The sequence below is a fragment of the Thalassobius sp. MITS945101 genome, from assembly GCF_047123305.1.
Classification (GTDB): Bacteria; Pseudomonadota; Alphaproteobacteria; order Rhodobacterales; family Rhodobacteraceae; genus Thalassobius.
Map to the genome: position 1 here is coordinate 1,641,211 of NZ_CP138918.1, position 19,468 is coordinate 1,660,678.

The 19,468-nt window shown below is 59.6% G+C and carries 25 protein-coding genes; 11 read left to right on the forward strand and 14 right to left on the reverse strand.

What is annotated here, in order from left to right; genetic code table 11:
• Positions 1-7: 7 nt before the first annotated feature.
• The 3 genes from SIC14_RS08265 to SIC14_RS08275 are packed head-to-tail and all read left to right on the forward strand — an operon-like array spanning position 8 to position 1,606.
• Positions 8-403, forward strand: a complete 396-nt coding sequence (locus SIC14_RS08265; protein WP_412565347.1) for a PTS sugar transporter subunit IIA — start codon at positions 8-10, stop codon at positions 401-403.
• A 3-nt stretch (positions 404-406) separates the two neighbouring features.
• On the forward strand, positions 407-685 hold the full coding sequence (locus SIC14_RS08270) for an HPr family phosphocarrier protein (RefSeq protein ID WP_412565348.1): 279 nt from the start codon (positions 407-409) through the stop codon (positions 683-685).
• 42 nt (positions 686-727) lie between these two features.
• Positions 728-1,606, forward strand: a complete 879-nt coding sequence (locus SIC14_RS08275) for a lysophospholipid acyltransferase family protein (protein ID WP_412565349.1) — start codon at positions 728-730, stop codon at positions 1,604-1,606.
• 80 nt (positions 1,607-1,686) lie between these two features.
• On the opposite strand, the gene SIC14_RS08280 is transcribed toward SIC14_RS08275, so the two are convergent.
• Positions 1,687-2,562, reverse strand: a complete 876-nt coding sequence (locus SIC14_RS08280) for a 3-hydroxybutyryl-CoA dehydrogenase (protein ID WP_412565350.1) — start codon at positions 2,560-2,562, stop codon at positions 1,687-1,689.
• Between the two features lie 199 nt (positions 2,563-2,761).
• Between SIC14_RS08280 and SIC14_RS08285 the strand changes: the two genes are divergently transcribed.
• The 3 genes from SIC14_RS08285 to SIC14_RS08295 all read left to right on the forward strand — a co-directional run bounded on the left by SIC14_RS08285 (position 2,762) and on the right by SIC14_RS08295 (position 5,547).
• Positions 2,762-3,556, forward strand: a complete 795-nt coding sequence (locus SIC14_RS08285) for a DUF6473 family protein (protein ID WP_412565351.1) — start codon at positions 2,762-2,764, stop codon at positions 3,554-3,556.
• Positions 3,557-3,648: 92 nt separating this feature from the next.
• Positions 3,649-4,401: an esterase/lipase family protein gene (locus tag SIC14_RS08290; protein ID WP_412565352.1), complete on the forward strand. Its 753-nt coding sequence runs from the start codon at positions 3,649-3,651 to the stop codon at positions 4,399-4,401.
• Between the two features lie 24 nt (positions 4,402-4,425).
• The gene (locus SIC14_RS08295; RefSeq protein ID WP_412565353.1) at positions 4,426-5,547 is read left to right on the forward strand and encodes an alpha-D-ribose 1-methylphosphonate 5-triphosphate diphosphatase; all 1,122 of its coding nucleotides are present in this window, start codon (positions 4,426-4,428) and stop codon (positions 5,545-5,547) included.
• 84 nt (positions 5,548-5,631) lie between these two features.
• Here SIC14_RS08295 and SIC14_RS08300 read toward each other — a convergent pair whose 3' ends face one another.
• The 3 genes from SIC14_RS08300 to SIC14_RS08310 are packed head-to-tail and all read right to left on the reverse strand — an operon-like array spanning position 5,632 to position 7,465.
• Positions 5,632-6,711 carry a 5-(carboxyamino)imidazole ribonucleotide synthase gene (locus SIC14_RS08300; RefSeq protein WP_412565354.1) on the reverse strand — a complete coding sequence of 360 codons (1,080 nt, stop codon included), beginning with the start codon at positions 6,709-6,711 and terminating at the stop codon, positions 5,632-5,634.
• Complete coding sequence (purE, locus tag SIC14_RS08305) at positions 6,704-7,192, reverse strand: 5-(carboxyamino)imidazole ribonucleotide mutase (RefSeq protein ID WP_412565355.1); 489 nt, start codon at positions 7,190-7,192, stop codon at positions 6,704-6,706. The genes SIC14_RS08300 and purE overlap by 8 nt, the downstream gene beginning before the upstream one ends.
• Before the next feature lie 48 nt (positions 7,193-7,240).
• A complete protein-coding gene (locus SIC14_RS08310) occupies positions 7,241-7,465 on the reverse strand; it encodes a YdcH family protein (protein ID WP_412565356.1) in 225 nt (74 codons plus the stop codon).
• A 159-nt stretch (positions 7,466-7,624) separates the two neighbouring features.
• Here SIC14_RS08310 and SIC14_RS08315 point away from each other — a divergent pair, with 159 nt between their 5' ends.
• From SIC14_RS08315 to SIC14_RS08325, 3 genes are read left to right on the forward strand one after another with little or no spacing between them, the layout of a single operon-like run.
• Complete coding sequence (locus SIC14_RS08315) at positions 7,625-8,038, forward strand: Hsp20 family protein (protein WP_412565357.1); 414 nt, start codon at positions 7,625-7,627, stop codon at positions 8,036-8,038.
• A 3-nt stretch (positions 8,039-8,041) separates the two neighbouring features.
• The gene (locus SIC14_RS08320; protein ID WP_412565358.1) at positions 8,042-8,278 is read left to right on the forward strand and encodes a DUF1150 family protein; all 237 of its coding nucleotides are present in this window, start codon (positions 8,042-8,044) and stop codon (positions 8,276-8,278) included.
• A gap of 50 nt (positions 8,279-8,328) precedes the next feature.
• The gene (locus SIC14_RS08325; RefSeq protein ID WP_412565359.1) at positions 8,329-9,201 is read left to right on the forward strand and encodes a glycosyltransferase family 10 domain-containing protein; all 873 of its coding nucleotides are present in this window, start codon (positions 8,329-8,331) and stop codon (positions 9,199-9,201) included.
• Between the two features lie 8 nt (positions 9,202-9,209).
• Here SIC14_RS08325 and SIC14_RS08330 read toward each other — a convergent pair whose 3' ends face one another.
• Positions 9,210-9,626 (reverse strand): MerR family transcriptional regulator, encoded by a 417-nt coding sequence (locus SIC14_RS08330; RefSeq protein ID WP_412565360.1) that lies wholly within the window; start codon positions 9,624-9,626, stop codon positions 9,210-9,212.
• 73 nt (positions 9,627-9,699) lie between these two features.
• Between SIC14_RS08330 and SIC14_RS08335 the strand changes: the two genes are divergently transcribed.
• Positions 9,700-10,335: a cation transporter gene (locus tag SIC14_RS08335; RefSeq protein WP_412565361.1), complete on the forward strand. Its 636-nt coding sequence runs from the start codon at positions 9,700-9,702 to the stop codon at positions 10,333-10,335.
• A gap of 34 nt (positions 10,336-10,369) precedes the next feature.
• Here the strand turns inward: SIC14_RS08335 and SIC14_RS08340 are convergent, their stop codons facing one another.
• From SIC14_RS08340 to trxB, 4 genes are all read right to left on the reverse strand, one after another.
• Positions 10,370-10,960 carry an NAD(P)H-dependent oxidoreductase gene (locus tag SIC14_RS08340; protein ID WP_412565362.1) on the reverse strand — a complete coding sequence of 197 codons (591 nt, stop codon included), beginning with the start codon at positions 10,958-10,960 and terminating at the stop codon, positions 10,370-10,372.
• A gap of 136 nt (positions 10,961-11,096) precedes the next feature.
• On the reverse strand, positions 11,097-13,196 hold the full coding sequence (locus tag SIC14_RS08345; protein WP_412565363.1) for a bifunctional sulfate adenylyltransferase/adenylylsulfate kinase: 2,100 nt from the start codon (positions 13,194-13,196) through the stop codon (positions 11,097-11,099).
• A gap of 162 nt (positions 13,197-13,358) precedes the next feature.
• Positions 13,359-13,694 carry a ribonuclease E inhibitor RraB gene (locus SIC14_RS08350; protein ID WP_412565364.1) on the reverse strand — a complete coding sequence of 112 codons (336 nt, stop codon included), beginning with the start codon at positions 13,692-13,694 and terminating at the stop codon, positions 13,359-13,361.
• Between the two features lie 5 nt (positions 13,695-13,699).
• Positions 13,700-14,641, reverse strand: a complete 942-nt coding sequence (gene trxB, locus SIC14_RS08355) for a thioredoxin-disulfide reductase (RefSeq protein ID WP_412565365.1) — start codon at positions 14,639-14,641, stop codon at positions 13,700-13,702.
• Positions 14,642-14,891: 250 nt separating this feature from the next.
• Between trxB and SIC14_RS08360 the strand changes: the two genes are divergently transcribed.
• Positions 14,892-15,392, forward strand: a complete 501-nt coding sequence (locus tag SIC14_RS08360) for an Lrp/AsnC family transcriptional regulator (protein WP_412565366.1) — start codon at positions 14,892-14,894, stop codon at positions 15,390-15,392.
• 10 nt (positions 15,393-15,402) lie between these two features.
• On the opposite strand, the gene SIC14_RS08365 is transcribed toward SIC14_RS08360, so the two are convergent.
• The 5 genes from SIC14_RS08365 to lgt form a co-directional block, all read right to left on the reverse strand.
• Positions 15,403-16,149: a Hint domain-containing protein gene (locus SIC14_RS08365; RefSeq protein WP_412565367.1), complete on the reverse strand. Its 747-nt coding sequence runs from the start codon at positions 16,147-16,149 to the stop codon at positions 15,403-15,405.
• A gap of 188 nt (positions 16,150-16,337) precedes the next feature.
• Positions 16,338-16,466: a hypothetical protein gene (locus SIC14_RS08370; RefSeq protein ID WP_412565368.1), complete on the reverse strand. Its 129-nt coding sequence runs from the start codon at positions 16,464-16,466 to the stop codon at positions 16,338-16,340.
• 248 nt (positions 16,467-16,714) lie between these two features.
• Positions 16,715-17,470, reverse strand: coding sequence for a peptidoglycan editing factor PgeF (gene pgeF / locus SIC14_RS08375; RefSeq protein WP_412565369.1), 756 nt, complete (start codon positions 17,468-17,470; stop codon positions 16,715-16,717).
• Entirely contained in the window at positions 17,467-18,540 is a 1,074-nt protein-coding gene (locus SIC14_RS08380; RefSeq protein ID WP_412565370.1) for a class I SAM-dependent methyltransferase, read from the reverse strand. The genes pgeF and SIC14_RS08380 overlap by 4 nt, the downstream gene beginning before the upstream one ends.
• A complete protein-coding gene (lgt, locus tag SIC14_RS08385; protein WP_412565371.1) occupies positions 18,537-19,457 on the reverse strand; it encodes a prolipoprotein diacylglyceryl transferase in 921 nt (306 codons plus the stop codon). Before lgt ends, SIC14_RS08380 begins: the two co-directional genes overlap by 4 nt.
• Positions 19,458-19,468: the final 11 nt, after the last annotated feature.

Here is a 19,468-nt window from a genome sequence, read left to right on the forward strand (position 1 = left end):
AGCGAGCGTGATCGGTATCGTCATCGTCGCGCATGGAGGATTGGCCAAAGAATACCTCTCGGCCATTGAGCATGTTGTTGGGAAACAGCCCGGCATCAAGGCGATCTCCATCGAAGCAGAACATGATCGGCAGACCAAGCAATCCGAGATCTGCAAAGCCGCCGACGAGGTGGACCAGGGCGAAGGTGTTGTTGTGGTCACGGATATGTTTGGCGGCTCGCCCTCCAACCTGTCCCTGATGGCCTGCCAACCCGACAACCGCCGGATCATGTATGGGGCAAACCTGCCTATGCTGATCAAACTGGCCAAGACCCGCCATCTGGGGGTTGCGGATGCGGTGCGCACCGCAACCGAGGCGGGGCGGAAATACATTGACAGCCAGATCGTCAGAAAAGACATTTAGACCATGAGCCAGACCACTTTGCGGCAGTTGCCGATCATCAACGTCAAGGGGCTGCATGCCCGTGCTTCTGCCAAACTTGTTGAGGTTGTTGAAGGATTTGACGCTACGGCAGAGGTGTCAAAGGATGGCATGTCGGCCTCAGGCGACAGCATTATGGGGCTTTTGATGTTGGCAGCATCAAAGGGAACCACTATTGAGGTTCAGACCTCCGGCGCAGATGCAGAGGCGCTGGCGGACGCGATCGAGGCCCTTGTGGCCGATCGTTTTGGTGAGGACATGTAAGCACGCCGCGGCGCGTGCCAGAAGAATGTAAGAGGCGCAGCATTGGTGGACAGCTCTCAGAACAGCGGGGTGGAGCAATCAGCCTCCCCTCAGAGCCCGACCACCTATGATCGCCGGTCCCTCACCTACGCAAACTCTTTTGACAGCGGTCCACAGGTTCTGGCGATCAAAACGCTGGAATGGCTGACGGGCAAATTCTCGATCCTGCGGATGATCCGGCGGTTTGAAAAGAACGGCGCCCCGGAAGGGCAGGCGTTCTGGCGCGGCGCGCTGGACGTGATGGGGATCCCGCTGGAAACCCCGCAAGAGCAGATCAACAACATCCCCGAAACCGGCCCCGTGGTGATTGTTGCTAACCACCCACATGGGCTGGTGGATGGGATGATTCTGGCTGACCTGATTGGCCGCCGCCGTCCCGATTACCGCATTCTGACCCGCGCTTTGCTGACAGGGATTGATGAGGTGGCCTCGTCCTACCTGATCCCGGTGCCTTTCCCACATGAAGAAGATGCGCAGCGCAAAAGCGTGGAGATGCGGGCGGCAGCCATGGCTTACCTAAAGGCGGGTGGCGTGGTCTCGGTCTTCCCCTCTGGCGTTGTGGCTTCGTCAGATACGATGTTCGGCCCGGTGCAGGAACGCGAATGGAACGTCTTCACCGCGCAGTTGATCCGCCGGTCGGGCGCGACTGTGGTGCCGATCCATTTTCCCGGCCAGAACTCGCGTTGGTATCAGATCGCCAACCGCCTTTCGGCGACTTTGCGGCAAGGGCTGTTGCTGCATGAGATCGTGCACAGCTGCAACAAACCGCAGCGCCCCGTGGTGGGGGCACCTCTGGATGAAGAACAGATGGCGCGGCTGGCCTCTGATCCACGTGGCTTTATTGCCTGGCTCCGGGACCATACCCTGTCTCTCAAAGGCTGAGGCTTCTGGGCCGCCCGAAATAGAAAACGCCGCGCAGTCTGGTCGGACCGCGCGGCGTTTTCCGTTTTAGATCATGGCAGTCAACGGGTCGGAACCGGCGTATCACCGCGGTAATCATAGAAGCCACGGCCAGCCTTGCGGCCCAGCCAGCCAGCTTCGACATATTTCACCAGCAGCGGGCAGGGGCGGTATTTGGTGTCGGCCAGGCCATCATGCAGCACGTTCATAATCGCCAAACAGGTGTCCAGACCAATGAAGTCCGCCAGTTCCAGCGGCCCCATCGGATGGTTCGCGCCCAGCTTCATGGCGCTGTCGATCGAGGCCACGTTGCCCACACCTTCGTACAACGTGTAACAGGCTTCGTTGATCATCGGGATCAGGATGCGGTTCACGATGAAGGCTGGAAAATCCTCGGCGCTGGCGGCGGTTTTATCCAACCGTTCAACGATCTTCAGACAGGCCTCATAGGTTTCCTTGTCGGTGGCAATGCCGCGGATCAGTTCGACCAGTTTCATCAAAGGCACCGGATTCATGAAATGGAAGCCCATGAATTTTTCCGGTCGGTCGGTGCGGCTGGCCAGACGGGTGATCGAAATTGACGATGTGTTTGAGGTCAGGATCGTATGTGGCAGTAGATGCGGCGTCAGCTGATCGAAAATCGCCTGTTTCACCGTCTCACGTTCGGTTGCGGCCTCAATCACCAGATCGGTCTGCCCCAGATCGGGCAGTTGCAATGTGGTTTTGATCCGCGCCAGCGCCCCATCCCGATCCTCTGCCGAGATCTTCTCGCGGCTGACCTGGCGGTCCAGGTTGCGAGTGATCAAGACAACGGCCTTGTCCAGCGCATCCTGATTAACGTCGTTGAGCAGTACATCGTAACCTGCCAGCGCCATCACATGGGCGATGCCGTTGCCCATCTGGCCGGCCCCAATCACCCCGATCTTCTGAATCTCCATGATCCATCCCTTTGTAAATCTGCCGGAACCATAGGCCTGTTCCGCGCGCGGCTGCAAGGCCGTCCTCCTACGGGGCAGTGGTTTCGTGCTGTGGCAACCGCGCCGACGGATGCGCGGGATTTTCGCCAAATCCAATCATTAGCGGTTTGGCAATCTTTTGCGGGCAGTCTGGGGCCGGGTGAAAGAAATGGGGGGTGACATGGTCATCTTGCAACAAGGCGGCATGCTGGTGCCGCGCGATGAATTGCGTGTGCCAAATCCGGGTTTGGATTTTCGTGACAAACATAGCCCTGAGGGTCCGGGTTATGTGCTTTTTCTGGGGGGGTCGGAAACCTACGGGCGTTGCGTCCGGCAGCCGTTTCCCAGTCTTTTCAAACGCCTAAACGGGAGTGAGGTGCTGAACCTCGGGCTGCCCAACGCGGGCTATGATACGATCGCAACCGATCCGGATGTTGTGGCAAGGGCGCGTCAGGCAAAGCTGGTTGTTTTGCAACTGATGGGCGCGCATCTGATGACGAATCGGTTCTACAAGGTTCACCGACGGCGCAATGACCGGTTCCTGAAGGCCACCGCGTCGCTTAAGACGCTTTATCCGGATGTGGATTTCTCCCAGTTTGCCTTTGTCGGGCATATGTTGCGCCGCCTGCAACGGGTCGATCCAGACAGTTTTGCGCTCCTCGTCGCCGGGTTGCAGCAGGGCTGGCAGCAGCGGTTGGTGCAGATGCAGCAGCTCTACCGCCGTCCGATGGTGTTCCTCTGGCTGGACCACGGTCTGGGGCCGGCAGATGTGACCCTGACGGAACCGGCGTTTGCACAGGCGGGCCTTGCCGGCGAACGGCTGTTGCGGGTTGGGCCCGCGCCACTTGGGCGGATGTTCCTGCACCCTGAGGCGGGTGGCCCGTCAGTGGCTCTGGCCCCGGGCTACCATCAACGCATTGCGTTGGAACTGGCAGACTGGTTGCCGCCATTAATGAAGGCTGCAGGGCCGCTATGAGGTGAACAGTCCACAGGCAAGCTTTGGCCGATGACGTTAGGGCAGGGTGCGCAGGGCTTCTGCTGAGGCGCGCCGCACCCTATTTCAGGGGTATGAAACACCTCGCCGCCCTTTTCCTGAGCCTTCTTTCGCTGTCCGCCCCGGTGCAGGCGTCGCCTGTCGAAGGTCAGGAGTGCGTTGTGCTGCTGCACGGGTTGGCACGCACCGATGCCTCCTTTGTGGTGCTCGAACAGGTGCTGGATCATCACGGCTATCACGTGGTGCGGCCAGGCTATCCGTCGACCAAAGAAACCATCACCAACCTCGCCATCAACACGCTACCCGCCGCGTTGGACGCCTGCGCCGGCGCGCGCACCCATGTGGTGACGCACTCGATGGGCGGGATCCTGCTGCGGGTTTGGCTGGCAGGGCATGAGGTGGACCAGCTGGGGCGCGTGGTGATGCTGTCGCCGCCCAATCACGGCTCCGAAGTGGTGGACGTGCTGTCGGATCTGGAACCCTTTGAATGGTTCAACGGCCCCGCAGGTCTTCAACTGCGGACGGACGAGAAAGGCTTGCCTGCGCATCTGCCGCCGGTGGGGTTCGAACTTGGCGTGATTGCGGGAAACCAATCTTTGAACCCGATCTTTTCGGCCATGATTGAGGGCGCGGATGACGGCAAGGTTTCGGTTGCCTCAACGCGCGTGGAGGGCATGGCCGATCATATCGTGTTGCCGGTGACGCATACATTTATGATGAACAACCCCTTGGTTATTGCGGAAACGCTGCATTTCCTTGAGAACGGGGCATTCGATCATGAGATGACCTGGGGCGATGCGCTGGTGGACCTGCCAGAAGCGGACTGACCCTGGAAGAAAACGGGGCCCGCGATGCTAGACCTGACATTCACCGGTGCAGAGGTTCTGCGGCCCGAAGGCCTGAGCAACGCCCCATTGGCGCTGTCTGAAGGACGGGTGGTCGAACACACCGTTGGTCGCACCGTGGACCTATCGGGTTTTCGTGTTCTGCCTGGGATCGTAGACGCCCACGGCGACGGATTTGAGCGGCATTTGGCCCCACGTCGCGGCGCCATGAAGGACCTTTCGCAAGGTCTGATCAGCGCTGAGGCCGAGCTGGCGGCCAACGGGATCACCACCGCAATGTTGGCGCAGTTCTGGTCCTGGGAAGGCGGCATGCGCAGCAAGGAGTTTGCGCTGCGGTTTCTGGACACTTTGCAAGGTTATCAAGCGGTCGGCACCGATCTGCGGGTGCAGTTGCGGTTTGAATATGCGCTGCTGGAAGACTATCCATCCTTTCTGGAAACGGTGCAGAAATATGCTGTGGGCTACGTGGTCTTTAACGACCACCTGCCCCATGCGGCCTTGGCCAAAGGTAAGAAACCACCGCGGTTGACGGGGCAGGCTTTGAAAAGTGGCCGTAGTCCCGAGGCGCATCTGGAACTGTTGAAGGCGCTGCATGACCGGCAGGAAGAGGCTGATCAGGCGGTGGCAGGTCTGGCCGCTGATCTGGCCGCGCAGGGTGTGCGATTGGGTAGTCATGATGATGACACCGCTGAGGCCCGACAGAGCTGGCAGGCCCGGGAAGTGGCGATCAGTGAGTTTCCTGAGACGCGCGCGGCCGCAGACAGCGCGGCGGCGGGCGTGGTGTTGGGGGCACCGAATGTGGTGCGCGGCGGCAGCCATTCCGGCAACGTCAGCGCGGCGGATCTGCTGCGCGAGGGCATCGGAGATGCGCTGGCCTCGGACTATCACTACCCGGCACCGAAACAGGCGGCTTTGCTGCTGGCCGAAGAGCTGGGGCTTGCGGCGGCCTGGGGTCTGGTCTCAAAGCGTCCGGCCGCTTTGTTGGGGCTTGATGACCGAGGCGATCTGGTGCCGGGCAAACGTGCGGATCTGGTTGTTCTGGATGAGGCGGGTCGTATCGGGGCGACAATTGCAGGCGGGCAGGTGACTCATCTGAGCGGTGCGGTCGCGGCGCGGTTTATGGCGTAGCGGCGTGTTTGGAGCTGTGAGGCCTGAGCCCCGCGGAGCGCACAGGACGCTCCGCGGGGAGTATTTTTGGCAAGATGAAACGGTTTACGATTTTGCCGCGGGCTGCACGCGGTTGACGTGGCCCATCTTGCGGCCGGGTTTGGCCTCGGCCTTGCCATAGAGATGCAGCGCGGCGTGGCGTTCTTGCGCAATTTCAGGCACGCGGTCCATGTCGGCGCCAATCAGGTTTTCCATCACCACATCACTGTGGCGCTGGCCGTCGCCCAGCGACCAGCCGGTGATGGCGCGAATGTGTTGTTCGAACTGATCCACGGCGCAGCCGTTCTGCGTCCAATGGCCGGAGTTATGCACCCGCGGCGCGATCTCATTCACGATCAGCCCTTCTGGTGTCACAAACAGCTCAACCCCCATGGTGCCGACATAATCCAGCGCATTCAGGATATTGGCGGCAATCAGCACCGCATCCATCCGCTGGCCTGCGGAGAGGCGTGCCGGAACCGTGGTGGTGTGCAGGATGCCGTCGCGGTGCACGTTTTCACCGGGATCGAAACAAGAGACTTGTCCGTCCAGACCGCGGGTGCCGATCACCGAAACCTCATGGCTGAAGTTGACGAACCCTTCCAGAACCGACGGGGCGCCGGCCATATCGGACAGGGCCTGATCCGCATCTTCTGCGGATTTTAACCGTGACTGGCCTTTGCCGTCATAGCCGAACCGGCGGGTTTTCAGGATCGAAGGCGCGCCGATTTCGGCCACGGCCTGGGCCATGTCTTCCGCGTTTTCGACATTGGCAAAGGGGGCAGTTTTCAGGCCCAGGTCCGCCAGATAGGTCTTTTCCGTCAGGCGGTCCTGGCTGACCCGCAATGCTTCGCGGCCCGGACGGATCGGTCGGATTGCTTCCAGCACGTCGAGGGCCGAGGTGGGGATGTTCTCAAACTCGTAGGTGATCACATCCACGGTGTCGGCAAAAGCGCGCAGGGCGGCTTCGTCTTCGTAGCTGGCAGTGGTCAGCTGATCGGCCACCTGTGCGGCGGGTGGATTGGCGCCGGGTTCAAAGATGTGGGTTTTGAAGCCCAGACGGGAGGCTGCAACAGACAGCATCCGGCCCAGCTGGCCGCCGCCCAGAATGCCAATCACGGCACCGGTTTTCAAAGGCTCACTCATCGACGGGCGTATCCGGAATAGAGGCCGACAGGGCATCGCGCCAGCTGTCCAGCCGGGCTGCAATTTCGGCGTCGTTATTGGCAAGGATCCCTGCTGCCATCAGCCCTGCGTTTTTGGCCCCTGCCGCACCAATTGCCATGGTGGCAACGGGGAAGCCGCGGGGCATTTGCAGGATGGAATAGAGACTGTCGACCCCCGAAAGCGCCTTGGTCTGAACCGGCACACCGATCACCGGCACGCGGGTCTTGCTGGCCATCATGCCCGGCAGGTGTGCCGCACCACCTGCGCCTGCGATGATCACATGGAGCCCGCGATCCACCGCGGTCTTGCCGTAATCCCACAGCCGGTCGGGCGTGCGATGGGCCGAGACGATTTTGGCCTCATATGGAATGTTGAGTTCGTCGAGAATATCAGCGGCTTCTTTCATCGTGGGCCAGTCAGATTGGCTGCCCATGATGATGCCGACTTGGATCTGTGTCATTTAGCGTCCCCAGATGAAGGAAGCGCGCAATATAGACAGACTTGCGGATTACGCAATGATATCCGGGGTCAAACGATCCTCGATTATGGCGATCATGTCTTTTAGCCGCAGCTTTTTCTTCTTCAGGCGCTGGATCGTGAGCTGATCGGCGGTGCCGACGGCCTGCAATGCCTTGATCGCCTCATCAAGATCGCGGTGTTCCTCACGGAAAACCTCCAGTTCCACGCGCAGAACCTCATCGGTTTTCATCGAGATGTCGGCTGTGATGTTCATGGCTGATTCCGTCTCAGATCTTACCCGCATAGGATAGAGGATTATCGTGGCGCGGCAAAGGTCTTGCGCAGGATCGCCTGCATCCCCATATTTCATTGGCAGGCCGCCGAAACGGGGTCTGATTCAAATGGACTGTCGCTTGATCGTAAGGACGTGTCGATGACAAAGCTTACCCTGGGATCGCATCCCTACCTGCTGGGGTTCGACCAGCTGGAACGCCTTCTTGAACGCAATGCCAAATCCGGCAACGAAGGCTATCCCCCGTTCAACATCGAGCAGACGTCGCAAAACTCTTATCGGATCACGCTGGCTGTCGCTGGCTTTGCCGAAAGTGACCTGTCGATCACGGTGGAAGACCAGCAACTGGTGATCCGGGGGCGGCAGTCAGATGACAGCGAAGGTCGGGTGTTCCTGCATCGGGGCATCGCGGCGCGACAGTTCCAGCGTTCGTTTGTTTTGGCCGATGGGGTCGAAGTGGGCGAGGCTGTGATGGAAAACGGTCTTTTGCATGTGGATCTGACACGGATCCAGCCGGAAACGGTGGTGCAGACCATCAAGATCAAGAAAGGCTAGAGCATGAACACGAAGCTTGCGATTGAGGGGTTTGACCTCAGCGGTGAGGCCGAGATCGTCTATGTCCGTCCGGTGCGGGTGATGGACCTGCCGCTGGAGGTGCGCGAACAGGCTGGCGGCCGGGAGGTTCTCTATGAAGTGGCGCGCCCTGACGGGGAGCAGCTGGCGCTGACGGGTGACCGCGAAACCGCCTACTATCTGGCTGAACAGCACGATTTGTCACCAGTGACATTACACTGATACGTCCCCCGGCATTTTCCGGGATTGGCGCCCATTACTGAAAGAGATTTATGTCAGTTTCTGCCCCAGCTGTTTGTATATTGCCTTACGAAATCAAATTGGGGGTCTTCCCGTCTCGACTAGAGCTCGACAAATGCCAATGGCCATTGGGGCAGCCCAACCGGCTGGTGGGCAAGCTCCTGCACGATCTTGAGCCGTCAGATCATCTGCTGATCTCACCACGCAGCTCGTTGCATTGGCGCCCGGGTTTTGGAACCCGCGCCAAAGTTTCGCTCTATTTTCAGGAGCCTGCTGCGATTCATGGCCACCATATGCGCAAGTTGAGGAGGAGCTACCGGCGTTTTCACCGGGTTCTACACTTTTGCCGTGAGTTCGTGGCGAGCCTTCCAAATGGATTGCACTTCCCTTTAGGTGGCACCTTCGTGCCAGATTGGGCAGAGCATTCAAACTGCCAAAAGACACGTATGGTATCCCTGATAGCTTCGGCCAAGCGATCCCAAGTGGGGCATGGTTTGCGTCATGCAATTGTCGACTGGGCAGCAGAAACTGGAGTGGGTTTGGACGTCATGGGGCGCGGCTATAAAACACTTGAACGTCAGGCCGACGGTTTGGCGCCTTATAGATACTCGGTTGTGATTGAGAATGTGCAGGAACGAGACTATTTCTCAGAAAAGCTGATCGACGCGATCTTGTGTAAAACAGTGCCAATCTACTGGGGATGCCCCAATATCGGTGACTATTTCGATCCGGGGTTGATGATCGTCTGCAATTCTGAGCAGGAATTACGTGCTGCGGTCCTTGCTGCTGACCAGGTAGGATTTGAAGACAGGCGGAACGCGCTAGAGGCTGCCAAGCCAGACGCTATTGTTTATTCGGATATTGCTGGCCGTGCCGCAAGGTCGCTGCTTGCCGCAGATAGGTAGCCTCACCCTTAGTGCTCACTTTCGCAGAAGTTGTGATTGGCCAGCGAGGCCAGCACATAACATTTGCCCGAGGTGCCATCGCCCGAACAACCGTCTGAAATCCGCGCAAGCTCGCCTTCCAACCGTTTCAATCGTTCGATTTTGGCGCGGACATCCACCAGCTGTTCGGCGGCAATGGCATTGGCTTCGGCACAAGAGCGATCGGGGTGGTCCTGAAGCTCAATCAAAGACTGGATCGCCTCAATCGAAAAGCCCAGATCGCGGGCATGTTTGATGAACCCCAGCCGTTCCAGCTCGGAATGGCCATAGCGCCGCTGGTTGCCTTCGGTGCGGGCCGGGGCATCGATCAGACCCATCTGTTCATAGTAGCGAATGGTGGGAACCTTAACGCCGGTTTCACGGGACAGCGCGCCGATGGAAAACATGTGAGAAACCTCTTGAACCTCTAGCTGCTAGAGAAATTACAGATAGGCTAGAGACGAAATCAAGGAGAGAATCATGGCGGGTTGCTGTGGACACAATGCGCAATTCGACGGGGTGTCGAAGGACTACAAACGCCGGCTCTGGCTGGTGATTGCGCTGAACGCCATCATGTTCGCGGTGGAGATGACGGCAGGCCATATGGCCAAATCGCAGGCCCTGCAGGCCGATGCGCTGGATTTCTTTAGTGATGCGCTGACTTATGGTGTGTCGCTGGCGGTGATTGGCGCCTCGATCAAGGTGCGGACAATGGCGGCGCTGGGCAAAGGAATAAGCCTGTTGCTGATGGGCGTCTGGGTCTTCGGCTCGACGATCTACCGGGTGATGTACCTCGGTGTGCCCGAGGCCGAGATCATGGGCGTTGTGGGCTTCATGGCCTTGGCGACCAACCTGGCCTCGGTGGCTTTGCTGGTGAAGTACAAAGACGGCGACGCCAATGTGCGTTCGGTCTGGCTGTGTTCGCGCAATGACGCCATCGGCAATGTAGCGGTGATGTTTGCCGCTCTGGGGGTCTGGGGTTCTGGCTCCGGCTGGCCGGATGTGATCGTCGCGGGCATCATGGCCACGCTGTTCCTGTCCTCGGCCTTCCAGATCATCAAACAGGCCTTGGCAGAAAGGCGCGCCGTGATGGATCACGCGCAATCCCACGCCTGAAATGAAAGCCCCGCGTTCATCGCGGGGCTTTTCGCTAGCTGGCAGGAGGTGGCAGGGTGCGCCCCACCTCAAAACTGCGCTCCAACAAGGCTTTGCGCCGCGGCGCAGAGCCGGTTGCACCGCAGAGCAATTCCATCCGACGCGGGCTGAGGCCAAAGTAGCCAAAGGTGCCTTTGATCCAGGCGGTCACTAACGCGGCGCCATAGCCTTCCTGCTCGATCTCATCTGACCGTGCGCCCGCCGGGACCAGCAACACGCCGGTACGGGGCCGCTGTAGAGACTTCTCTGGATCGTCCAGCTGGTCATAGGCCCACCCCCAGCGCCAGACCCGATCAACCCAGCCTTTGGTCATCGCCGGCATCCCCCACCAGAACAGTGGAAACACCAGACACACCGCATCGGCCCGTGCGATACGCTTTTGTTCGGCAATGACATCTGAGAGGTCAGACCCCGGCGCGTCGGGATCAATGTCAGACTGGGACCACAGCGGACTAAACCCCTCTGCGTTGAGGTCCGCCAGCTCTGTTGTGTGCCCCGCCGCCTCTGCGCCTGCCATAAAGGCCTGTGCGACCGCGGCGCTGAAAGACTTCGGGTTAGGGTGATCTAGAACAGTGAGTACGTGCATCTTCGACCTTTGATTAAGAAGTGATGCGGCGTCGATAAAACCTCAAGGGTGGTTTAGATCAAGCGGGTATTCACTGACCCAAAGAAAAAGCCCCGCCAAACCGGCGGGGCTTTCCTATTTCTTCATGTGCAGGGGCTTAGGCCCAGCTGCCCGAAATCAGACCCATCGATTCCAGTTTCAGCAGAACCTGATGGGCGCAGTTGTCGACCTCGACGTTTTCGGTTTCAACCGACAGCTCGGGGTTGGCGGGCACATCATAGGGGTCCGAAATGCCGGTGAACTCTTTGATCTTACCTTCGCGTGCCAGCTTATAGAGGCCTTTCCGGTCGCGGCGTTCACACTCTTCAATCGAGGTGGCGACGTGGATCTCCACAAAGGCACCAAACTGCTCCACATCCTCACGCACCGCGCGGCGGGTGGTGGCGTAGGGTGCGATCGGCGCACAGATGGCGATGCCACCGTTTTTGGTGATCTCAGAGGCCACATAGCCGATGCGGCGGATGTTGAGGTCGCGGTGTTCCTTGGAGAAGCCCAGCTCGCTCGACAGGTTTTTCCGCACGATATCGCCATCCAGCAGGGTCACAGGACGACCGCCCATTTCCATCAGCTTCACCATCAGCGCGTTGGCGATGGTGGATTTGCCCGAACCGGAGAAGCCGGTGAAGAACACGGTGAAGCCCTGCTTCGAACGTGGCGGCTTGGTGCGGCGCAGCTCGCGGACCACTTCGGGGAAAGAGAACCACTCGGGGATTTCCAGACCTTCGGCCAGACGGCGACGCAGCTCGGTGCCCGAGATGTTCAGGATGGTGACGTCATCCTTGTCCTTGATCTCATCGTTGGGTTCGTATTGGGCGCGCTCCTGCACGTAGACCATGTGTTTGAAGTCGATCATTTCGATGCCGATTTCATCCTGATGCTCGCGGAACAGGTCCTGCGCGTCATAAGGACCGTAGAAATCTTCACCGGCCGAGTTCTTGCCGGGGCCAGCGTGGTCGCGGCCCACGATGAAGTGGGTGCAGCCGTGGTTGGCGCGGATCAGACCGTGCCAGACAGCTTCACGCGGGCCCGCCATCCGCATGGCCAGGTTCAACAGCGACATCGAAGTGGTGGCCTGTGGATATTTGTCCAGCACTGCCTCATAGCAGCGCACGCGGGTGAAGTGGTCCACGTCACCCGGTTTGGTCATGCCGACAACCGGGTGGATCAGCAGGTTGGCCTGCGCTTCACGCGCGGCGCGGAAGGTCAGTTCCTGATGCGCGCGGTGCAGCGGGTTGCGGGTCTGGAAGGCGACAACTTTGCGCCAGCCCATTTTACGGAAGTAGGCGCGCAATTCGTTCGGAGTGTCGCGGCGGGCGCGGAAATCATAATGCACGGGCTGCTGGATCCCGGTCACCGGGCCACCCAGATAGACTTTGCCGGCCTGATTGTGCAGGTAGTTCACCGCCGGGTGGGCATCGTCATCGGCGCCAAAAACCTTCTCGGCCTCACGCGCTTTGTTCGGCACCCAGTTGTCGGTGATGGTCATGGTGGCGAGGATCACGCCTTCCTGATCACGCAGGGCGATGTCCTGACCTTCTTCCAGCTTGCTGGCAAATTCTTCATCCACGTCCAGATTGATCGGCATCGGCCACAGCGACCCGTCGGCCAGACGCATATTTTCAACCACACCGTTGTAGTCTTCTTCGCTCAGGAAGCCTTTCAGCGGGTTGAAGCCGCCGTTCATCAGCAGTTCCAGATCACAGATCTGGCGCGGGGTCAGATCCCAGCTGACCAGATCAGCGGCTTCAACCTTCAGTTTCTGTGCGCTGTCATAAGAGACATAAAGCTCGGGGATGGGAGCCAGATTGTTTTGCATGATTTGGGTCCTACTCTTGAAGGGAACCAACCCGCTGGTCGTGCCGGTAAGTTCTGCATGCAGAGCTTCATACTCTGCAAATTTACGTTTCAGGAATTGATCGATGAGTTTGTTTTTCAACGCCGCCCCGCGGGCGGTGATGGCATAGGCGTAACGCTGGCGCTTGTCGGGGCCGTCGCGGGCTGAAATGTTGATCAGCCCTTTTTCGGCGGTGCTCCGCAGCAGGGTGTTGAGCCGTCCAAGCGAAATGCCCAGTGCCTGCGCCGTGGCCCGCTGAGTGGCTTCGGGCGCTGTGTCCACCTGGCGCAGCAGCCGAAAGAGCATATCCTCTTCGGCGGCGCTGGGCGCTGGTGTAGACTGTGGCGGATGAGGCAGGGGCATGCCGGTACTCTGTAAAAGACGACTCAATGTTTGTTCACGGATGAACGCATTGCACAGAATATCTGTTCAACAAAGAACAAACTGCATTTTTACGAGGTGTGACCGATAAGAAAGACCGCTTTCCCACCTTGTGTTGCGGGAATGGAACGGGGTTCTGTGGGCTCAGTCGCCGGCAAAACCCCATCCGTCGGGTGTAAAATCGTGGTCCAGAGCGGCGCGGGTGGCCAGTTCCTCGACCATCCAGATGGCGGAGGCGCTCAGGATCTGGTCAGGCATTGTGGCGATCAGGGTCGCGGCAGTGTCGCCCTCGGCTTCGGCCCATTGGGTCTCAAATCCCAGATCCGCCAAGGCCTGTGCGGCGGGCTGCCAATCCGTACCGGCCTGCGACGCCACAAAAAACAGGTCCAGATCCGCTTCAAGTGGCAAATCGCCCTGCGCCTGCAGGTCAGAAAAGGCCGAGAATGTCTCGGCCTTTTGCTGGGAGAAATCATGCGACACAGCGCTTATTCCTGTTCAGCCAGGAACCGTTCGGCATCCAGCGCGGCCATGCAGCCCATGCCGGCCGAGGTGACAGCCTGCCGGTATTTGTGATCGGTCAGGTCACCGGCTGCAAAGACCCCGGGGATCGAGGTTTCGGTGGTGCCGGGAGTGACCTTCACGTAACCGCCGTTGTGCAGTTCCAGAACGTCTTTCACCAGCTCGTTGGCCGGCGCGTGGCCGATGGCGATAAAGACCCCTTTGGCCGGGATCTCAGAGATTTCGCCGGTCTTGGTGTGTTTCACCTTAACGCCGGTGACGCCTTTGGGGTTGTCTTCGCCGACCACCTCTTCCAGCTCATGGAACCAAAGGGTTTCGATCTTCTCGTTCTTGAACAGACGATCCTGCAGGATCTTTTCGGCGCGCAGCGTGTCGCGGCGGTGGATCAGGGTCACCTTGGAGGCAAAGTTCGTCAGGAACAGCGCTTCTTCCACAGCGGTGTTGCCACCGCCGACAACCACAATCTCCTGACCACGGTAGAAGAACCCGTCACAGGTTGCACAGGCCGAAACACCGAAGCCTTTGTAGGCCTCTTCGCTTTCCAGACCCAGCCACTTGGCGCGCGCGCCGGTGCAGAGGATCACCGCATCCGCAGTATAAATCGTGCCGCTGTCCCCTTTGGCGGTGAAGGGACGTTTGGAGGTGTCCAGCTCGGTGATGATATCGCCGATCACTTCGGTGCCCATCGCGCGGGCGTGCTCTTCCATCTTCATCATCAGCTCAGGACCCTGAACTTCGACAAAAGAGGGGTAGTTTTCCACCTCGGTGGTGGTGGTCAGCTGGCCACCCGGCTCCAGACCTTGGACCAGGATCGGCGACAGCATGGCGCGTGCCGCGTAAACGCCTGCGGTGTAGCCCGCAGGGCCGGAACCAATGATCAGAACCTTGGTGTGACGTGTCTCGGCCATTGGGGCCCCCTCGTAGCAATAAATCAGTCTCAATCGCATATAGAGAAGGCAGGGCGACACGAAAACCCCCCGATCCGAGAGGCGGCCATTCTGTCACGTCATGACAGGTCGCATCGGGTCAATTTGGGGTGATTGCTGGCGGTGCGGGCTGCGCTTCTTGCCGAATCGCAAAGTTGACCCTACGTGAGCGAAATAATGTTGCGCGTGTTTTAGCGGGTGCTATAAGAAAGCGATCAAAGGAGTGTGTGCTATGCCTGCATCGCGGCTGGACCCGATCGACCGTAAAATCCTCGCTGAATTGCAAGCTGATGGCCGCATGACGAATGTCGAGCTGGCCAAACGTGTTGGCATCTCCGCACCGCCCTGTTTGCGCCGGGTGCGCACCTTGGAAGAGGCAGGTTACATCAAGGGCTATCACGCCGAAGTCGATTCGCGTGAACTGGGTTTTGAGGTGCAGGTCTATGCAATGGTGGGCCTGCAGAGCCAGGCCGAGTCCGACCTGAGCGAATTCGAAGAACGTTGCCGCGATTGGCCCTTGGTTCGTGAATGCAACATGTTGAACGGTGAGGTCGACTTCATCCTGAAATGTGTGGCGCCAGACCTCAGCACGTTCCAAACCTTCTTGACGCAGGATCTGCTGAAGGCCCACAACGTGGCTTCGGTGAAAACCTCACTGGTGATCCGCAGTGCAAAGGACGAGCCGGGTGTGCCCTTCGAAGTGCTGGAGGAGCGGCTGAGCCGGATGGCATAGCCGCACCGCGTCAGGCCCAGCGAAGATCCGGTTCAAATGCCGGTGTCTCGGTGCCCTGCAATGATTTGCCGAACCCTTCCAAACCACTCACATGCCCAAAGAAGGACATGAACAGCTGTTTCATGTTTGGTCCCAGGCCGCGAATGCGCGGCAGCGGCGGATGATAGCTGGCCAACTGCACCCCGTTGGCAATCAAGCTGCATTGTTGCGGTAGCACCAGATGAAACACTTGCACGGTTGAGGGCGGTTGGGTGCGAAACACGGTATGCCCATCAACCAGGTCCTTGATGGGCACCATATGCGGCGCGTCGTTGCCTAGCGCAGGCCGCACCACAGTGGCAGCAGGGCCCAGCATCAGATCACTTTCGGGCCGGGCAAACCCAAATGAGCCCTGCATCACCCGCGCAAGGCGCTGGCTGTCGGGGTCTTCGCAAGGGGTGTTGGGAACAATGTTCATAGCGCCGCGCCACAGCAGAGGTTGCGCGCCATACTCCACCGTTTCCAGCATCATGCCGGGAAACAGGTCCTCCACGGGGCAGGGGCCTTGATCGGTTTTGAACACCGTGCCACGGGCAAAGGCGGAAAAGGCGGCTTCGAACAGGGGGGTTGCGGGGGCGATGATCGTCCGGCTGGTTTCCATCGTCAGGCACTCGTACCGCCGCATCAGCGCTTGCTTCTGCGGCTCTTTCGACTGTGGTCTGACGGCGAGAAGGGGCGTGGCGCGGCCAAGCTGCGCGGGGGGGACGATACTGTTCACTGGTCACAACTCTTTGCTGGTTACGAAACTGATGACGCCCCCTCAGACACACAAGGGGCCGGTAGAAAGGCTTGCGCCATCGGGGGCGGAAGCGTTGGGTTGAGCGTGAGAGAACCGCCCCTTTCGGGACGGCCCTTCACTCACGAAAACATTCTCACTCGTTAAGAATGCCTTGGAAAAACTGTGGTTCAGGCCGCCGCTTTCACGGATTTTAGGACCGGTGCCTGCGGGGTCTTACGGGCCGCCCAGGGCATCTGCGGCAGGTCGGTTTTGGAGGTTTCGATGACCGATTTCATCCAGCGCGGCTGACGTTTCATGTTCTGGCTCCTGCTCAACTCTGTCTTGTCTAAGTGGGCGACTTAATGCGTTTGTTGAAACCAATATGATGTTGGTTTGGGGCCAAGATGGGGCGGTTGTCCGGGGAAATGGGGCAATTGTATGAAATCTGTCCTATTGTCGCTTTGTGCGGTCTAATGGCCTGAAAAGAATGGGTTAATTCGCGAATTTACGGGTTCGTCCAGGCGCGCGTGACGCAATTGCGCCCAGTTTCCCTGACGTGAACGCGTCAAAGGCGAATGCAGGCAATCAGACGACCGTAATCCGCTTCGCCTTCATGTGTTGTCCGGCGGTAGGAGTAGAATCGTTCCGGGTCCGAATAGGTGCAATGGCCTGTCCAGCTCGCTTCGCCCACTCCAGCCTCGCGCAGTTTTTGCAGGCCAAAACCGGGCAGGTCGAACATGTAGCGGTCCCCGCGTCCAGCAGCAAAGAAGCGGCTGTTGCCTTGGTCCTCGATCAGAAAGTCGTCCAGCAATTCCGGTCCAACCTCATAGGCGCGCTGGCTGATGCACGGGCCGATTACCGCACGGATGTTCTTGCGGTCCGCCCCCAGGGCCTCCATCGCCTCAACCGTGCGGGTCAAGACACCCGTCACTGCGCCACGCCATCCGGCATGGGCGGCGCCGATCACCCCTGCTTGGGCGTCCGCAAACAGCACCGGCTGGCAGTCTGCCGTCAGAATGCCCAATGCCACGCCAGGGGTTGCGGTGACCATGGCGTCTGCCTTGGGTTTGTCGTTCAGTGGCCCGTCCACGGTGGCAACCTCTGCGGAATGCACCTGATGCACGGAGACGAGGTTCGGCTTGGAAACCGCCATCGCGTCTGCCACGCGGGTCCGGTTGATCGACACGATCTCGGCCTGATCCGAGGACCCCTGTCCACAGTTGAGCCCTGCAAAAATGCCGGAAGAAGCCCCACCCTTGCGGGTGAAGAAACCGTGGCGCAGGGGCGTCAGCAGGTCAGAGGTCAGGATTTCCAGTGTCATATATCCAGTCCCGGCGGCGGAGTGTGTCCGTGGGGGCAGAAGCCAATTACCTTAAAGAGCGTCCCCATTTCCTCGGGGTGCGTCAAGCGGCGATGTGCGGCGATCAAATCCTCGAGAGCGGCCCCCTCAAGGCCGCCCGCCAGGGCCTGCGCCCGTTGAGTGATGCCAAGACGTTCCAGAAACACCCCCTGCGGAGTCATCGTGCTGTGGGCCGAAGGCGTTGCGCCAGCAAGCACTTCAAAATCCACATGGGCGGTGAGGTCCGCCTCTCCGGGGCCGGCCAGCGGGTTCACTTTGGTGTGCGATTTCAGCGCCTGCAGGGTGTCCCCTTTGCTACGCCAATCGCCGTAGTCAAAGATCAGCGCCGCACCACCGTGGGCCTCAATCCGACGTCCGATTTCTTCGGCCAAGGGCGCGGCGGGGGCGCAGACCTCTACCAGATCGCCCTTGACGGTATCGGTCATCCGGTGGGTCAGCGCAGCAACGGGCGTGATGCCACCAAGGGCAAAGCCCAGTTCGCCGTCCTGCGCAATCACCCGCTTTTCGCGCCAGCCGTCGTGCTGATCGTTGCTGTCGCGCAGGAACTGGCGCACGGGCAGCGCATCAAAAAACTCATTGGCTACAAACCAAAGCGGCGCTTCTGGCAGTTCGGCAAGGGTCTTGGTCCAGGCCACCTTATATCCGGCCAGCGCCTCTTGCTGACGGGCGCGCAGCACTGGGGAGGCTTCGACCAGATGCAGTTGCATTGCGGCATGGAAACCGGGCACCGCTTTGGTGGCACGCAGCATATCGGCCATCAAGGTGCCACGGCCCGGCCCAGCCTCGGCAAGAACGAAGGTGGAGGGTGCGCCCTGATCCAGCCAGCTCTGCGCCAGCGACAGGCCAACCAACTCGCCAAACATCTGGCTGATTTCCGGCGCGGTGGTGAAATCCCCTGCCGCCCCAAGGGGATCGCGGGTGGTGTAATAGCCCAGGGTCGGGTGCAGCAGGCATTCCGACATATAATCCGCCACCGTCAGCGGGCCGGTGTCGTTGATCCGTTCCAAAAGGTGGCCGAGCATGGCGCTCATGCCTCGGCCTCCCTCTCTGATCGGTTGGTTTTGCGTGTGTAGATCACGATGCCAACCCCGATCAACAGCATCGGCAGGGACAACAGCTGCCCCATGCTCAGGCCCCAAGACCCCAACTGCAGAACATATCCCATTGGATTGTCCACGGTGATGTAGTGGTCATCGGCCTGCCGGAAAAACTCGACAACAAAGCGTGACAGACCATAGCCCGCCACAAACAGCCCCATCAGCTGTCCCGGCACTTTGAACCCGTTGCGACGGAAGGCGAGGTATAGCAGCAATGCGCCAAGGATTAGCCCCTCCAGCGCAGCTTCGTACAGCTGTGAAGGATGGCGGGCACAGATGCCGATCACGCCGTCGCAGGTCTGCGCCGACGGGCCGGGGAAGGCAACGCCCCAAGGCAGATCGGTGGGGCGGCCCCACAGCTCACCATTGACGAAATTGGCCAAGCGTCCCAGCAGCAATCCGGTCGGCACCGCAAGTGCAAGGGAATCACCCAGGCTCCAGCGGTTGATCCCGTTGCGGCCGGCAAAGATCCAGGCGGCGATCACCACACCTAAGAAACCGCCGTGGAAAGCCATACCGCCTTGCCAGACCATTGCGATTTCATCCGGGTGACGCAGGTAATAGGCCGGTTTGTAAAACAGAACATAGCCCAGCCGCCCGCCAAGGATCACACCAAGGATGACCCAGGTCAGCAGATCCTCCACCTGTCGTGGTGTCATCGGCGCGGCATTGTCGGGCCACAGCTGTGGCCGTTTCACCGCCGCAACGATCAGCCGCCAGCCGATCAGAATGCCTGCGATATAGGCCAACGCATACCAGCGCAGCGCGAAGGTGGCCCCAAACAGCGTGATCGAGAAAATCTCGGGCCCGATATCGGGGAAAGGGATCATAAGGGGAAATGTAGCCTGCATGTGCGTCTCTG

Bases quoted from the DNA above. Each gene is read 5' to 3' on its own strand.
- SIC14_RS08270 (WP_412565348.1), top strand. From the start codon at position 407: ATGAGCCAGACCACTTTGCGGCAGTTGCCGATCATCAACGTCAAGGGG.
- SIC14_RS08280 (WP_412565350.1), bottom strand. From the start codon at position 2,562: ATGGAGATTCAGAAGATCGGGGTGATTGGGGCCGGCCAGATGGGCAAC.
- SIC14_RS08285 (WP_412565351.1), top strand. From the start codon at position 2,762: ATGGTCATCTTGCAACAAGGCGGCATGCTGGTGCCGCGCGATGAATTG.
- SIC14_RS08290 (WP_412565352.1), top strand. From the start codon at position 3,649: ATGAAACACCTCGCCGCCCTTTTCCTGAGCCTTCTTTCGCTGTCCGCC.
- SIC14_RS08295 (WP_412565353.1), top strand. From the start codon at position 4,426: ATGCTAGACCTGACATTCACCGGTGCAGAGGTTCTGCGGCCCGAAGGC.
- SIC14_RS08300 (WP_412565354.1), bottom strand. From the start codon at position 6,711: ATGAGTGAGCCTTTGAAAACCGGTGCCGTGATTGGCATTCTGGGCGGC.
- purE (WP_412565355.1), bottom strand. From the start codon at position 7,192: ATGACACAGATCCAAGTCGGCATCATCATGGGCAGCCAATCTGACTGG.
- SIC14_RS08310 (WP_412565356.1), bottom strand. From the start codon at position 7,465: ATGAACATCACAGCCGACATCTCGATGAAAACCGATGAGGTTCTGCGC.
- SIC14_RS08315 (WP_412565357.1), top strand. From the start codon at position 7,625: ATGACAAAGCTTACCCTGGGATCGCATCCCTACCTGCTGGGGTTCGAC.
- SIC14_RS08320 (WP_412565358.1), top strand. From the start codon at position 8,042: ATGAACACGAAGCTTGCGATTGAGGGGTTTGACCTCAGCGGTGAGGCC.
- SIC14_RS08325 (WP_412565359.1), top strand. From the start codon at position 8,329: ATGTCAGTTTCTGCCCCAGCTGTTTGTATATTGCCTTACGAAATCAAA.
- SIC14_RS08330 (WP_412565360.1), bottom strand. From the start codon at position 9,626: ATGTTTTCCATCGGCGCGCTGTCCCGTGAAACCGGCGTTAAGGTTCCC.
- SIC14_RS08335 (WP_412565361.1), top strand. From the start codon at position 9,700: ATGGCGGGTTGCTGTGGACACAATGCGCAATTCGACGGGGTGTCGAAG.
- SIC14_RS08340 (WP_412565362.1), bottom strand. From the start codon at position 10,960: ATGCACGTACTCACTGTTCTAGATCACCCTAACCCGAAGTCTTTCAGC.
- SIC14_RS08345 (WP_412565363.1), bottom strand. From the start codon at position 13,196: ATGCCCCTGCCTCATCCGCCACAGTCTACACCAGCGCCCAGCGCCGCC.
- trxB (WP_412565365.1), bottom strand. From the start codon at position 14,641: ATGGCCGAGACACGTCACACCAAGGTTCTGATCATTGGTTCCGGCCCT.
- SIC14_RS08360 (WP_412565366.1), top strand. From the start codon at position 14,892: ATGCCTGCATCGCGGCTGGACCCGATCGACCGTAAAATCCTCGCTGAA.
- SIC14_RS08370 (WP_412565368.1), bottom strand. From the start codon at position 16,466: ATGAAACGTCAGCCGCGCTGGATGAAATCGGTCATCGAAACCTCCAAA.
- pgeF (WP_412565369.1), bottom strand. From the start codon at position 17,470: ATGACACTGGAAATCCTGACCTCTGACCTGCTGACGCCCCTGCGCCAC.
- SIC14_RS08380 (WP_412565370.1), bottom strand. From the start codon at position 18,540: ATGAGCGCCATGCTCGGCCACCTTTTGGAACGGATCAACGACACCGGC.
- lgt (WP_412565371.1), bottom strand. From the start codon at position 19,457: ATGCAGGCTACATTTCCCCTTATGATCCCTTTCCCCGATATCGGGCCC.